Annotated in this window: 13 protein-coding genes; 3 read left to right on the top strand and 10 right to left on the bottom strand. The window is 42.2% G+C overall.

Annotated features, from left to right (window positions below):
- Nucleotides 1-165: 165 nt before the first annotated feature.
- Complete coding sequence (locus AAC632_RS07880) at nucleotides 166-1,656, bottom strand: hypothetical protein (RefSeq protein WP_340297089.1); 1,491 nt, start codon at nucleotides 1,654-1,656, stop codon at nucleotides 166-168.
- Between the two features lie 505 nt (nucleotides 1,657-2,161).
- Here AAC632_RS07880 and galE point away from each other — a divergent pair.
- Nucleotides 2,162-3,178, top strand: coding sequence for a UDP-glucose 4-epimerase GalE (gene galE, locus AAC632_RS07875; RefSeq protein ID WP_340297091.1), 1,017 nt, complete (start codon nucleotides 2,162-2,164; stop codon nucleotides 3,176-3,178).
- Nucleotides 3,179-3,189: 11 nt separating this feature from the next.
- On the opposite strand, the gene AAC632_RS07870 is transcribed toward galE, so the two are convergent.
- The gene (locus tag AAC632_RS07870) at nucleotides 3,190-4,668 is read right to left on the bottom strand and encodes a mannose-1-phosphate guanylyltransferase/mannose-6-phosphate isomerase (protein WP_340297093.1); all 1,479 of its coding nucleotides are present in this window, start codon (nucleotides 4,666-4,668) and stop codon (nucleotides 3,190-3,192) included.
- Complete coding sequence (locus AAC632_RS07865; RefSeq protein WP_340297095.1) at nucleotides 4,638-5,318, bottom strand: DUF268 domain-containing protein; 681 nt, start codon at nucleotides 5,316-5,318, stop codon at nucleotides 4,638-4,640. The genes AAC632_RS07870 and AAC632_RS07865 overlap by 31 nt, the downstream gene beginning before the upstream one ends.
- A gap of 210 nt (nucleotides 5,319-5,528) precedes the next feature.
- Between AAC632_RS07865 and gmd the strand changes: the two genes are divergently transcribed.
- Nucleotides 5,529-6,647 carry a GDP-mannose 4,6-dehydratase gene (gene gmd / locus AAC632_RS07860; protein ID WP_340297097.1) on the top strand — a complete coding sequence of 373 codons (1,119 nt, stop codon included), beginning with the start codon at nucleotides 5,529-5,531 and terminating at the stop codon, nucleotides 6,645-6,647.
- Between the two features lies 1 nt (nucleotide 6,648).
- Nucleotides 6,649-7,596 carry a GDP-L-fucose synthase family protein gene (locus tag AAC632_RS07855; RefSeq protein ID WP_340297099.1) on the top strand — a complete coding sequence of 316 codons (948 nt, stop codon included), beginning with the start codon at nucleotides 6,649-6,651 and terminating at the stop codon, nucleotides 7,594-7,596.
- Between the two features lie 2 nt (nucleotides 7,597-7,598).
- On the opposite strand, the gene AAC632_RS07850 is transcribed toward AAC632_RS07855, so the two are convergent.
- From AAC632_RS07850 to AAC632_RS07820, 7 genes are read right to left on the bottom strand one after another with little or no spacing between them, the layout of a single operon-like run.
- Entirely contained in the window at nucleotides 7,599-8,753 is a 1,155-nt protein-coding gene (locus AAC632_RS07850) for a glycosyltransferase (protein ID WP_340297101.1), read from the bottom strand.
- Nucleotides 8,750-9,886, bottom strand: coding sequence for a hypothetical protein (locus tag AAC632_RS07845; RefSeq protein WP_340297103.1), 1,137 nt, complete (start codon nucleotides 9,884-9,886; stop codon nucleotides 8,750-8,752). Before AAC632_RS07845 ends, AAC632_RS07850 begins: the two co-directional genes overlap by 4 nt.
- A complete protein-coding gene (locus AAC632_RS07840) occupies nucleotides 9,883-10,629 on the bottom strand; it encodes an FkbM family methyltransferase (protein ID WP_340297105.1) in 747 nt (248 codons plus the stop codon). The genes AAC632_RS07845 and AAC632_RS07840 overlap by 4 nt, the downstream gene beginning before the upstream one ends.
- Entirely contained in the window at nucleotides 10,626-11,978 is a 1,353-nt protein-coding gene (locus tag AAC632_RS07835; RefSeq protein WP_340297107.1) for a hypothetical protein, read from the bottom strand. The genes AAC632_RS07840 and AAC632_RS07835 overlap by 4 nt, the downstream gene beginning before the upstream one ends.
- 1 nt (nucleotide 11,979) lies before the next feature.
- On the bottom strand, nucleotides 11,980-13,077 hold the full coding sequence (locus tag AAC632_RS07830) for a glycosyltransferase (RefSeq protein WP_340297109.1): 1,098 nt from the start codon (nucleotides 13,075-13,077) through the stop codon (nucleotides 11,980-11,982).
- Nucleotides 13,074-13,871 (bottom strand): glycosyltransferase family 2 protein, encoded by a 798-nt coding sequence (locus tag AAC632_RS07825; protein ID WP_340297111.1) that lies wholly within the window; start codon nucleotides 13,869-13,871, stop codon nucleotides 13,074-13,076. The genes AAC632_RS07830 and AAC632_RS07825 overlap by 4 nt, the downstream gene beginning before the upstream one ends.
- A gap of 2 nt (nucleotides 13,872-13,873) precedes the next feature.
- On the bottom strand, nucleotides 13,874-15,082 hold the full coding sequence (locus tag AAC632_RS07820) for an oligosaccharide flippase family protein (RefSeq protein WP_340299917.1): 1,209 nt from the start codon (nucleotides 15,080-15,082) through the stop codon (nucleotides 13,874-13,876).
- Between the last annotated feature and the right edge of the window lie 5 nt (nucleotides 15,083-15,087).

Raw genomic sequence — 15,087 nt, 5'->3', positions numbered from 1 at the left:
TATTAATTCAAGACAATGATCGCTGTGTCGAGATCTGATCGCGCCACCAGCTCATGTAAAGTCCAAAAATGGCAGCCCTCCCCTACATCCCAACATGAGCTATGCACAGCCAATCATAAGCATAATTTACTGTTTAACCCGCAGCAATTCAAAGACCGAGGGATGTCAAGGTACAATGCAGGGCTCCTCCAGAATAATAGCAAAGGACCAGTCTTTCAGCGTTCTTCCAAGAGGAATTGCAAAGAACTCAGGTGCCAATGGATGAAAATTCGACACGAGAATACATTCCTCACTGTCACGTAAAGGCGCAAGCCGTCCAGAATTACTTTGTACATCTAGGAAAAACGAATGTTCATCGTTTAAATCGCCTCTTGGCAGCAACGAGTTTTTTTCCGTCAGCATATCAACATGTAGTTCCCCATCCATTCTTGGGATTAAGCCTTGCTGAACAGCAGCAAGAAAAGTGGAAGGCTCTATCCCAGAAGAAAAAATAAATGGATCGCCGTCAAAATTATGGCGGATGACAGAATTAACCGGAAGAGCTTGTACTGCACTAAGCCAGTCAGACACACGATTACCACCCTTGAAGTTAATAACATCTATTAGCCCGTTTCTGCCCATAGCCATCGAACAGGCCAGCGAAAGAAGTACTATTGAAAATAGTGCTTGTCGCACAATTATCTTATTAATATCAGACAGTCTTTCTCCAAAGGAAACTAAAATAATTGGCGCCAGTGATAGAAAATTATAGACGGCTAGCGGTAGCCGGAAAGATAAATACCAAATAAGGAAAACAATGATTAGCGCAAGAATTGAGGCTATCGCCGGGTCGGAGTGCCGGATAAAAAGCGTCATTATGACTACTAGAGGAATTAACAGCATAAAGTTGAACGGAATTTTAGAGTGGAGCACAAAGTATTGGACAAAGCCTGATCCAAAGCGATCAGATACAATCTGCCCGTGATCAATAATACCACGCAGCCAATCAAATGGGTTTATTCCGGAAAGTATTGACGTTAAACAGTAAACGAGCAGTGGCACGACCACCGTTAGTTTAAACAAAAGAGCAAAGAACTCGCGGCGATCGTTCATAGAGGCACACAGGCGCAATAGAAGCATCACGCTAACGAGCAGGCCTGCTGCGGGACTGGTGATAGCAAGAAGCGCAAGCGTGGACGCCAACAACGGCAGTGGATCAAACTTGCGCTCGAGATAGAAATGCACAATTAGAATTGCCGAAACGATTAGCTCTGGGCGGCCAACTTGATATGCGAGAACTGCTGCCAAAGCTGGGGTGCAAATCGCTGCATATTTGCTCCCAAATTGTCTATGTAAGTAGTGAGCATAAGCGCAAAAAGTCAATAATGCTATGATGTCGCCTGAGAGGCGAACATGGCTGTATTCCCGCAGAGGGTTCAAATGCCCCTGAAGCCATGGCATTAGCCAACCATGCCAAATAAGCAAATATTCAGGATTGTCTTGAATCGGAGATCTAAGAGGGTGGAATAGAATACCAGTTTCAGAAAAGGCCCAAGCAATAGGCAGAAACCAATTCTGATCACCAGATGTTATCACATAACCCTGAATACTAGAAAGTATATTCAGACAAAAATAGGAAATCGCCAAACTGGATAATAAGAAAAATAAAGACTTCATTATAATCTAAAAACTGTGAGCAATATTACATGAACTGTTTTCTGTATGCCTGCCACGATCAACACTACATTTGTGTCGGCGCCTGATCAACACGTTCGGGTGGGAGAAGCCACATTTTCAGCTTGAGGCGCGCGTATGGCAGTAGAGCTTCACGCCTCAGAGACTTCCGAAAAATCTTGGTTTTGGACGGTCTTGATCTCATTATGTAGGCCGTCAAGTCATGATGATCAATTTGTCTAACAATTTGTGATGAAAAGGGTTTCTCAGCTCCTCGACAAATCCCTTTTCAGTCTTTAGCTATTCCAACACTCACTTGACCTTGGAAAACACACCTTAAACCCGTGCCGGCAAGCTCTTGCTAGAGGTTAGGACTGACATCGAAAGCTCTTTATACTATGGTCAAATCGGATACCTAGTAAGCTGACAAACACTAATGAGCCTCAAAGGAGGAGAGGCACCTAATTTTATATACATTGAGATATCAATTGATCTGAAAGACTAAAAGATGAGGATACTGGTCACTGGAGGAGCCGGCTACATTGGCAGCCACACTTTGCTTAAACTTCTTGAGTTGAGACACAATGTGGTTGTTCTGGATAACTTCATAAATAGCTCGCCCGTAGCATTAGAGCGCGTTCAGAAATTAACCAACACGAACTTTCGGTATTTTAATTGCAATATCCAAAATAAAGGCATGGTTGATACGATATTCACAGGTTTTAAGCCCGATGCCGTCATCCACTTCGCTGGGCTGAAATCTGTAGGAGAGTCACATCAGTATCCTTTGCGTTATTATGATGCAAATGTGGCGGGTACAATGAACCTACTGAAAGTTATGGCAAACCATAATTGCAAGAGGATCGTTTTCTCATCGTCAGCAACTGTCTATGGAGAGCCACAGTACCTGCCCTACGATGAAAAACATCCACTACAGCCTTCTAATACATATGGACGTACGAAATATTTTTCTGAAGGAATAATTCGAGACTGGGCATCATCTTTATCGGGTGCAAGCGCCGTTTTGCTGCGTTACTTCAACCCGGTTGGAGCTCACGCTTCTGGAGATATCGGGGAAGATCCGAATGGCATCCCAAATAACTTGGTTCCATACATCGCACAAGTCGCTGTCGGAAACCTACCATTTCTAAATATTCACGGCACGGATTACGATACGCGCGATGGATCGGGAGAACGCGACTACATACATGTTGAAGATTTAGCGCGAGCTCATGTGTCTGCTGTTGATTTTTGCATGAATTCTCGGGCCTGTGACGCAATAAATATCGGAACTGGGTATGGCACTACCGTACTAGAGATGGTCAAAGCATTCGAACAGGCCTCAGGACAAAAAATACGCCACAAAATCGGAGCTCGGCGTCCCGGAGATGTCGCGCGAAGCATCGCAGGTGTTGAAAAAGCGAGGCATCTTTTGGGCTGGCAAGCTAAGCTAAATATCAACGACATGTGCAGTTCAATTTGGAATTGGCAATCTAAAAACCCCAATGGCTATACCACGAATTAAGCCGTTCCCTGCTAGGTTCGATCATAAAGGTCTTCGTAACGGACAATATCGTCTTCGCCTAAATACGACCCTGTTTGCACTTCAATTAAGACCATGGGCGTTGTGCCAGGATTTTCCATTCTATGGATCGCTCCCAACGGGACGTAGACAGATTGATTTTCAGACACCATCATTACAGTGTCTTCTATGGTGACCTTGGCAATTCCTTCTACAACAACCCAATGTTCAGCTCGGTGCTTATGAGACTGAAGTGACAGAACGCCCCCTGGTTTTACAACAATCCGTTTCACCTGAAACCGCTCACCAACCGCTAAACTTTCGAACCATCCCCAAGGTCGAAAGTCCCGAGAAAATTCTCTTGCCTGTTTGACACCGTCTTTTGTCAGAACTTCAACCACTTCGCGGACACCCTGAGTTTGATCTCTCGCAGACAGCAGGACAGCGTCTTTTGTTGCAACAGCGACGACATCTTTTAAACCTAAGCCCACAAGATGGGGTCCTTCATCATCACCCATCAGAAAACTATTTTCACAATCAATCGCGTGCGCATTGCTTAAAACAATATTCCCGGCGTCATCGCTCAAATCTCTATATTGTTCAGCCACAGCTGACCAAGAGCCCAAATCCGACCACCGTCCATCATAAGGCATCACGGACAAGTTATCTGCCTTTTCCATGATTGCGTAATCAATTGAAATTTTTGGGAGCTTCGACCACTCTTCTGCATCTAACCGAATAAAGTCCAAGTCAGTTCTTGCCTGTTCCACAGCTTTTTTTGCAGGCAAAATCATATCTGGGGCAAACCTCTCAAATGCAGCAATCATTACGTCTGCACGAAATAGAAATATACCCGCATTCCAAAGATAGTTGCCTGACCCAACCATTTCTTCGGCCTGGTCAAAATTGGGCTTTTCAACAAAACGTTTTAGGGACTTGCAGTCATTCAAAAAGGATTGGCCAACCTCAAGATATCCATAACCGGTTTCTGGTCGATCCGGTCGAATTCCGAACGTTAAAATACTGCCCGCAACAGCAGCATCAAACGCTTTAAATACGGCAGCGTTGAAAGCGTCTGCATCAGGTATCACATGATCAGAAGGAACCAATAGCAGAACAGCCTTGGGATCCCGAGCAGCTGCCCAGAGACTTACGGCAAGAACGGCGGGTGCCGTGTTGCGACCCTCAGGCTCAAGAAGAATAGAATGCCGCTCGACACCAAAGCTTTGCAATTGCTCTGCAGCTGTAAAGCGGAATTGATCTGACGTGATCACGACCGGATCAGAAAAACCTGATCCAGAAACGCGTTTCAAGGCCTGCTGGTACAAACTACCTTCACCATGCATCGCAACAAACTGTTTAGGATAAGCCGACCTGCTTACAGGCCAAAGTCGTGTTCCAGAGCCACCGCACAGAATTACAGGCAAAATCAAATCACAAACCTCAAGGTTGTTAGGAGTGTTTATATTTTTTCGAATGTGTAGATGCCACATCCGTATCTCAAATTTCGTGGCAAATCACCAATTGAACTGTCATGCGAAAGTTGACCTCGATCATTTACAAAGTCAAAACGCACAAGCTTGAGAGCTTTCGATACACATGGTTGATCTAAAATCCACTCAGGATGAAGAACCCGGTGGGCGTTAAATTCGACGCGGGGAGTGAACGAAATTGGGAAACTCACATAAAATCGTCCCCCCGAAGCAACAGCGTTGACCATATTAGACAAACCGCTTTCATGACCATGAGGGTCTACAGGATCCCCGTAGCGGCCAAGACCAAAATGTTCTAAGGCGTGCAGGCATGACAGGGAGTCAACGACACCAAGATCCAGTGGGCGCATCAGATCAGCGCGCGTAAAAACAATATTTGTATGCACACTATCTTCCAGTTCACGGATATCGATGATTTCAATTTTTCGGAAGCTTGCTACGTGGGCGACAAACCCGTCAATACGAGATCCAATATCTACATGTCGTACTGGATTATGTTCGTGGATTAACTTCGCTACAACGAGATCCTGGTGAAAATAGTGCCCACCAACAACACCAGCACCTTCATTGAACTCCGACACAATTGGACGCAACACGTTTAACCGCCCGCCTAATTGAGCCCATTTGCGCAAGGTGTTGAAAAATTTCATCCATCCGCTTATGCGACGGATTAGCCGTCCACGCATTGAAACCTCTTACCGAGCAAACATCCTGCCCACCAGCATTGTAACCTAAGTACATCATCTCTAGAACATACCCTAGAATTTGACGTGTAAGCTTCTAATCGTAAGCGCGTTCTTAGATTAAGTTGATAACTTCAGCAACAAATCTTCAACAGCAACATGGAATGTGGCAAAAATATGAAGAAAGCTCTTATCACCGGCATCACGGGCCAAGATGGATCATATCTTGCAGAACTTCTCATGAGCAAAGGCTATGAAGTTCATGGAATAAAACGTAGGGCTTCTTCTTTCAACACTCAGCGAATTGACCATATTTATGAGGATCCACACCTGGAAGGTCGGCAGCTGAAGTTACACTATGGCGACCTCACTGACAGTTCCAGCATCATACGGCTTATGAGAGATATAGAGCCTGATGAAGTTTACAATCTAGCAGCGCAATCGCACGTCGCCGTTAGCTTTGAAACGCCTGAATACACAGCCGATGTGGACGCTCTGGGTACACTAAGACTTCTAGAAGCAATACGTTTCTTAGGTTTGGAAAAAAAGACAAGATTTTATCAAGCGTCAACATCAGAACTGTACGGAAAAGTGCGCGAAACTCCACAAAGCGAGACAACACCGTTTTACCCGACAAGTCCGTACGCAGTTGCAAAACTATACGCATATTGGATTACCGTTAACTATAGAGAAGCTTACAATATTTATGCATGCAATGGGATTTTATTTAATCACGAAAGTCCTCGTCGCGGAGAAACTTTTGTAACCAGAAAAATCACAAGGGGACTGGCCAATGTGGCGCTTGGCATTGAAAACTGCCTATTTATGGGAAACCTTGACGCCCTTCGTGACTGGGGGCACGCAAAGGACTACGTAGAAATGCAATGGCTAATGTTGCAACAAAAAGATCCAAAGGACTACGTCATTGCAACTGGGCAACAATATAGCGTGCGTGAATTCATCAAGTGGTCTGCAGCTGAGCTGGGAATTAAACTAGAATTCCAAGGCCGAGGCATTGATGAAATTGGTAGAGTGATAAGCGTGGACCACAAGCGCGCCCCTCAAGTTAACACGGGCGACATACTTGTAAAGGTTGATCCCAAGTATTTTAGGCCTAGCGAAGTCGAGACACTCCTCGGAGATGCATCTGCAGCGAGAGCCGAACTTGGTTGGGCCCCTAAAATAACTGCAAAAGCAATGTGCGCTGAAATGGTAGCGGCGGACCTTATAGCTGCAAAACGCACTAAGTTACTCGGCGAGCACGGATTAAGCTTGCCAGTCAGCTTGGAGGGCTGACATGCATTATAATCTTAAAGGAAAAAAAATATTCGTCGCAGGCCACCGAGGCATGGTCGGATCTGCTGTTTGTAGACGACTCAAAGATGAGGACTGCGAGATACTGACAGTAGACAGAGAAACACTAGACCTTAGAGATCAATCGGCCTTAAACCAATGGATGAGGGATAGCAGACCAGATGTTGTAGTTCTAGCAGCTGCAAAAGTTGGAGGCATACATGCCAACAACACTTATCCGTTTGATTTTTTATTCGATAATTTAAGTATTCAAAACTCAGTTCTCTCAGCGAGCCACCAACGTGATGTTGAACGATTACTTTTTCTCGGATCGTCCTGCATATATCCCAAACTGGCCAATCAGCCGATCGATGAAGATCAGCTTCTTAGTGGGGTTCTAGAGCCGACCAACGAACCCTATGCGATTGCAAAAATTGCAGGAATTAAATTAGTAGAAGCCACTCGCAGGCAGTTTGGAAGGGATTGGATCTCGGCAATGCCAACCAATCTATACGGACCGGGTGACAATTACGACCTCAAGAACTCTCACGTCCTCCCTGCCCTATTGCGTAAATTTCACACAGCAAAAATTAATGGACACTCAAAAGTCGAAATTTGGGGCACCGGCAAACCGCTACGTGAATTTATGCACTGTGACGACTTGGCAGACGCACTAATTTACTTATTGAAGCAATATTCGGAGGACCAACACATAAATGTCGGAACTGGGCACGAGGTTAGCATCCATGATTTGGCTTCAATTATTACAAAAGTGCTCCAATACCCAGCGGAAATTGTATTCAATCCGGACTATCCCGACGGGACCCCTCGGAAGCTCATGGATAGTTCCAAGCTAAGCAACCTAGGATGGAAACCCAAAATTAATTTAGAGACAGGTGTCGCGCTAACTTACCAAGATGCTTTAAAACATGGAGTTTTTCTAAAAAGCTAAAATTAACGTGTCAAAACATCTCTGTACATCTGCAAAATATCTTTACAGTTTTCGCTAATTGAAAATTTATCTGACGCCAATCTAAATGCATTTTCACACATACGGTCATAGAGGTCTCTTTCAGAAAACATATCGAGGACTTCCTTGCCGTAATGTGCCTGCCCAAATGGTACTACACGTCCTGCTTCATAAATCGAAACATCCTGATGGATTGCAACTCGGTCACTTATGATTACCGGCAAACCATGAGACATCGCCTCAATAGTGGCGATGCTTAGGTTCTCTTGCAGACTGGGCAAAATGAAGACATGAGCATCACGAAGTTCTTGTGTAACCTGTACACTATCAGCAGGCCCTGCAAAAGTAACAGCATTCTCAACTCCAAGGCGCTTTGATAGAGCAATCAATGATCCAATGTAATCACCATCGCCGTGGCCAACAAAACGGACGGAAAACTCGTTTTTTGAATTTTCCAATAAGAACTTGAGAGAGTACAATACTTTTTCTGGCTGCTTTTTGTAATTCAAACGACCCAAAAATAGTATTTTTATTTTATTATCTTGTAGATTTTTTGTTTTTACAGACTGCCCTCCCATAACAGAGTTTTTTTCAACGCCTATGGGAATGGTGTACCTATTTGCCTTCCAATTTTGGGTTATAGACGAATGCCGATCTTCAAACGAAGTTGTAAAATGCAATGCGCTTACGGAATTTAATTTCTTACCAATTGAATTCAAATACAGTTTCTTCTTGTATGCCTTTTGTCCCATCGACCATCCTTCAAAACTCCCACATGGCCGAAGTATAACGGGTTTATTCAGGCGATGCGCAAGGTCTACCGCTTTCAAGACAACGTAGTCCCAAGCCATGTGCAAATGTATAATATCTGCATTAAAAATCAGATTTTGAAGAATTTTGTTTTTATCATAAAAAAATCTAAAGTTATTGTTTGCTCTCAGTGGCAAATCTTCAACTTTTATGACGTTAACACTGCAATCATATCTCTGAATAAAATGATCTCTTTCAGTTTGCGCTGCGAAGATCGATGGGACTATAGATTTTGACGCATTTTGGGCAGAAACTAACCGGCTTAGGCCAACAACTGGTCCACCAACGGACCTATCTAAACTTCTGATGACATGTAATACCTTAATCATCGAGATACCGATGTATCTTCTATGAGCGGCGTCATAGATAATTCTCTTTTAACAAATTCTGATAATTGATCAGCTTCGACGCCATTTGGCTTGCTCAGATTAATTTCAGAAACGGCAGCACAAACACCAGCGACGTCACCACTAGCTATAACCTTCATTGCAGATGCCGGAATGCCTCGAAATTGCATCTCTCGAGATACTAGCCCATCGTAAACTATTACTGGTAGGCGGCAGCATAAAGCCTCACTCAAAGCCGTCCAGCCTGCTGGCTGCCAAGTACTATCAACCAAACCTAAATATCCAGACGCATTCCTTAACAACAATATAAGCTGTCCATAACTTAAGTTATTCATCATATGATATTTACTAATCAATCCTTGCGCTGACACATTATGCAGAATTTCTGCCTTAGTATCTGCGTCCATGTACTGGCACACGCGAACAACAGACATCTCTGTGTTTTTTGCAACAGTAATAGCGTCATCTTCTATTCTGAGCTCATCGCCGAGCATGACCATATAAGGACGATGACGGTTTTCTTCACTGAATTTGTCGAACCACGCCTGATCGCATACCGCCGGATCAAAAGATTCATAAAAACTGGCGTCAATTCTGAAGTCTATTTTTTCCACACTTATCCAGGGTGGCAAATAGCTTTTTGCAGACAGCTTTTGTTCCTCCGTCATAACAGAGACACCACGACTAAACTTCGCCATGAAACCCTGGAATGCTTGATAAATAGATCTCAAAAAATTTGATTGTCGACGACAACAAGGCCAATCATAACTAATAATAATAGTTTTTTTATTTCTAGGAAATTTAAATAAATCTAAAATGCAATTTAATATCGCATAGCGCCCCCATGCAACTATCAGGTCGCATGTGCGCCTTGCCTCTATTATGTTGCGATAAGAAACTACTCTTGAAAATGGATACTTTGTTTTTGGAAACTCATTCCCAAAGCTTATACCCACAAAATGAACTTCATCCCTAGGATATTTTGAAAGGATTGAATAAGGGATGGGCAACCGAGGCTTAGAGTGATTTTCAAAGTGATCTAACGCATGTGCCCACTCGTCACAGCGGCCATTCATTAATATACCGACAACTAACGGGTCTTCGTGCGTAGTCAAATTAAATACTCAGGCTTAACATACAGAATATCACAAAATAAAAGCCGGCCACTTTCACGATCACGGCTTGCATCAAAAATTTGATATATTTGAAAACCAAAGCTTTCGAATACCTTGTTTAAATCCGTAAAGGTCATTGCACCCTGATAAAGTTCGACAAATTGAACTTCGCAAAGCACGATAGATGCATGTCGCAAGCATTCATACCCGCCCTTGATTGCTTCTCCCTCTCCACCTTGAAGGTCAAGCTTTATAATATTTGGGAGATGACGGCCAGAGCCAAGAAAATATTCATCGAGGCTTATTGTACTTACTTCTGTAACTTCTTGCGTTAACGACAAATCTCCGTGATATCGCCGAGAATTTTCATGCTCAGGCAGAAGAGAGTTTGTTAACTGTGAAGTGTTTAGATGAAACACACAACGACCGGAAGAAGAGCTAAGCGCAGAGTGGATGACACTTACATTCGAAAGTTCTCGAAACCTGTTAGTTAGACAATTAAAAGAACTAGGAGTTGGCTCGAACAAATGAAAGTGCGACGCTTTGGCATGGCCAAGCATTTTAGATGTGAATTCACCACGGAAAGCACCACCATCTACGACGCAATCGATAGCACGTTTGCCAACAATATACGAAATCACATCGACAGGATCCGTATTAACCGCAGAAAAAACCTCAATATTGAATAATTTACGTAAAAGCCTCTTAACATTTGAGTATATTAAAAAACGAAATTTATTCATTTGCTTATACCTCCAAAAGACGAAGCCTTGCTGCGTCCAAACAAGGAGGATTGCACAAGCCATTTAGGAGCGCTCCGACGCAACGCCATGCCCGTCAATGTGAAGAGCGCTAGACCTAGTGAGTACTCAAAGTTTGTCGAAAATCCGGCGAGCATTCCAAACATTAGAAAACCAAGAAAGCAGAAGATGACCGAAGTGTCGCCAACGTTATTAGCGCGAATGCCCCCAATAATCGCAATCATGCAAACAACAATCACAGTAAAATAAGAAAGCAACAAGAAACTAGAAAATAGAAGGCCAGACTCTCTCCACATTGCCCAGATACCAAATTCTGCAGGACGCGCCCCCAAAGAGCCAATCCCCTGGCCCACCATCGTCACGTCAGCAGGCGGGAGAGACATTGCAAACATTTGACCAAAACGAATGAAAATATCATCCGACATAAGGGTTTGCTTTAACATGATAAGACTGTCGAAATTCATAACCCAAAAGACACCGATTATAGGTATTGCCCCTAGCAAAAATCCAACCAAGTGTCGAAATACCTTACTCAGAGCCACTCTCTCCGATAAATACCAGTAAAGGTAGCACGCCATCGTTGCGGCCAATATTGACGAAATTCCAATTCCTGTGCGGGAACGTACACCTGAAATGAAAAGGCCCAGAATTCCAAGCGTTAAAAGAAATATAAACTTTGACAAATCGATTGATGTATTTTTTCGGTCTAAGCTTACAAGATATGCACTCAATGCAACCTGCAATGCAGACATACCGGCATAGCGGTCAGCCGACACAAATAACCCGGGAAGCCGCGCGTATACCGTCGTATGTTCTTCGACAGTCGGAGCAATGAAACTACGTAAAATCACGCCACCATGTTCGCTATACGCAGTAGACACACCAAAGCCTTGTTCAAAGAACATTTGAATAATCGCAACGATATGATGGGGAAGCATAAAAATCCCAAATATGAACACTATTCTCCGTGTATCGATTTCCTCACTAAACGAATTCCACAGGATTAGGGAAGTCACAGGAACAAGAAAATAAAGAAAAAACACCAATGCATCTAAAGAGAAAAATTGTGGGTGAACAAATATCTGGATAAAATATAAAGTGATAATAGATGCAAAAGGGATCATAACATAGACATTCGTACGGAACACGCGCCGACGTACAAATATAAAAAACACCATTAATAGCCAGCAACATGCGAGAGCATACAAAGCCCCAAGAGCCCAAAAAGGGGCAAGTAAGCGCTTTAACAAATCTCCGTAGACAGTAATGCTAAAAAGAAATGCAAAAGCTACCACAATCTGACTGTTCAGTGAGATACCTCTATGCAACATATTACCCTAAACCTTTAAGATACCCACACAACAAATTGTATCTTACTTCACTTGAAAAATATCTTTGATAATCGTCGATGTTCGAGGATCCAAGTTCTCGATATTGAAAATCTTCCACAAGGATAGTCTTAACAGCTTCACAAAATGACGCAAAGTCATTGAGCTCAAAAAGCTTTATTCCTTCGATTGTGCGCAGCAATGGGTCTGTCATCACACCAGCAGTTCCAACGACAGGCAAGCCATGCTGCATAGCCGCCATCAGAGTGCCTCGCTTCAAACTAACTCCGTGAACATTCGGCATAAGAAAAACCCTTGCGGACGACAACACGTTCGATACATCATCCGCAGATAAAGGACCATAAATAATTGGTTCATTCATCTGATCAAGCAAATCTGCATCTACAGCCCCCAATACCATCCATTGAAACTCAATATTCTGTTGCGCCAAATAATCTTGAAGAACAAGAACATGCTTAAAAGCATGCCTGAGATTATTCGCCCCCCCAAAAATACATATTCCATTCACCGACGGGTATGGTAAATTTTTTGATTTTTTATTTTGCAATCTTGGAAAATTTGAACTAATCGGCAACCAACGAATATCACAAAAGAATTTGTATTTTTTGTGCTTACGAAGAAGAGGTTCTGAGCTCGTCACAAAAAAGTACGAATAAATTGAGAGCCATAATATTTCAAGATTAATGATAGAAGCCAAGAGAAATTCTTTAGAAGAGCCGCCAAAAAACTCATACCCCTCATGCAGAGTGACCATAACTCGTGCATTTAATTTTGAAATACGCCGGGCAAGCCTGACCACACGGAATCGATTGCTTAACCAGCTTTTTGAATACATAAATGGCGTATATTGGACTAGCACATAGTCAAATTGGCAGAAAAAGTTATATCCTTGATAGTTGTCACGCAAGATGGGCCTGCCATCCTTAATGTCAAACACCTTAAAGTTATAAAAGTCGTAACTTACGTCAACTAAAACTGCATTATGACCATTTTTGTTGAAATCATCCGCAAGACTAACGCAATAATCTGACACTCCGCAAAAACTCGGCTTAAAGTCATTCATCAAAAATGCTATATTCATAAATTTCTCTTATTATAGAGATACAAAAAAAGGTAAATTTTTTCGATTACAACAAACAAATACCTCAGCAAAATCCGTAATATACCAAATTTAATATTTTTTTGCTTTAATATCTCTCTCTTTTCGTGATAAATAGTTTTATTGCTTGTAATTCCAGAAGTACTTACACCTCCGTCTAACATCACTACCAACGGAGCTTTCAAATATACACCTCTTAAAGCGTTATCCAAATAAAGACGTACAAAAAAGTCATAATCACCCGCGACTTTGTACTTGTCTTCGTAGGTACCAATTTTTTGGAAAACACTTTTTCTCACCACGAGAGATGTGTGCGCCGGCATTAATCCGAAATTCATAAAAAATTTGAAATTATTATATGACTTATAATATCTAGAAACTTTACCATTTATGTTAACAAATACTGCATCACCGTATAAAAAGTCTACGCTATCAACTGCTCTAAATTTTTGAACTATTTCGTGCAAAGTGTTGTTGGAAAGATAAGTATCTCCAGAATGGAGTATTGCCACTAAATCTCCTTTGCATCTCGAAATTCCTTTATTCAAAGCGTCATAAATTCCATTATCTTCTTCACTTACCAGAAGACGGGAGATGTTGCGCGGTTGTTTTGCAAGATTTATCACATCAAGTGTTCCGTCCGTGGAGCCACCATCAATGATCACGTGCTCAATATTGACATTTGTTTGGCGCGCTGTGCTGTCAATGGTGCGCGAGATGCCACTAACATTATTTTTCACTACGGTAACAACGCTAATATCAATACTCCGCGACAACGCTACTTGACCTTTTTCAGAAAAAATAGTGCGTGCATTCCGATCGCAATTTGGAAAACCATATACCCTATGGATGGAGCAAGGGAAATCAAAGTAGCATTGACGACAGAAAACTCGTCAACACTCAAGATTGTTACGAGCTGTAAAAACATGCAGGGAAAAATAGCTAAGTACTGGGCATTTCTATTAGCAACCGATAGAGCCATACAGTAAAATATCACTCCAAAGACTGTTACACATCCAACTAGGATAGTAAAAAATACTTCGTCTACAAGGCCACTATACTGAGCTCCCAAAACAAATAATGGCATTTGTGGTAAGTAAGCTCCAATCAATATCAATGTACATGATATCAATGTCCAAGACAGCGATATCTGCCAAAGGCGTTTGATTGATACTGCCAGCATATCCTGTTTTGCAAAAATAGGCTGCAAATATGTAGCCAATACGACTGACACAAACGAAAATCCTATCAGAATGCGCCCCAATGCACCATACGACGCCAAGTCTGTAGTAATCCCAAAATAGGCAATTAAGAAAGGTGGAATTTGGTTCTGGATGATATAATATGCCTGCATTGGGGCTAAAGGAAAACTCTCTTTGATTAATGCCCAACTTTCAATAATCAACGGAGTATTTTCAATTTTGGGAAAACGAGATATTTTAAGCACGGTTAAAGCTGTTAAAATTATTGCTAAGAGGTTTATCAGAAGTGCGATGCTAGCGTTTGAAAAGTATAGAATTAGTGGAGATAAAATCATCCGAACGCCAGCCTCACTCAAATAGCTTATCGCCTGCATTTTATTGTCACGCAAACCAATAAATATGGATCTAAGCATCTGGAGCTGGCTTTGAGCTGCGCCAATAAAAATAGATAATAGAACTAAGTAGAAATTTTCTCGGATATATGAAAATGAGTTTCCAAACACACCATACAATATAATAAATCCTAAAATCGGCAAAAACACATAAAACCCACTGATAAGTGATGCACTTTTATAGGAAGAAATCACTCCATACCTATTATTCGACATAGAAGCGCTACGATTAACTAAAGACTGTGAAAGACCCAAATCGCAAAGCACTGCAGTGATAGCTGTGAAGCTTGTGCAAAAAAAGTAAATTGCATAAGATCCAACAGGCAATCCCCACAAAAAAATAAAACTCACAATAATATTTGCGAGAAAATAAATGCCCTGGATTTTGAAAATTGTTA

The sequence above is a fragment of the Roseobacter sp. HKCC-CH-9351 genome (genome assembly GCF_037830295.1).
Taxonomy (GTDB): domain Bacteria; phylum Pseudomonadota; class Alphaproteobacteria; order Rhodobacterales; family Rhodobacteraceae; genus M30B80.
The sequence above is the reverse complement of the archived record's forward strand: the minus strand, read 5'-3'. Positions and strand labels throughout refer to the sequence as shown.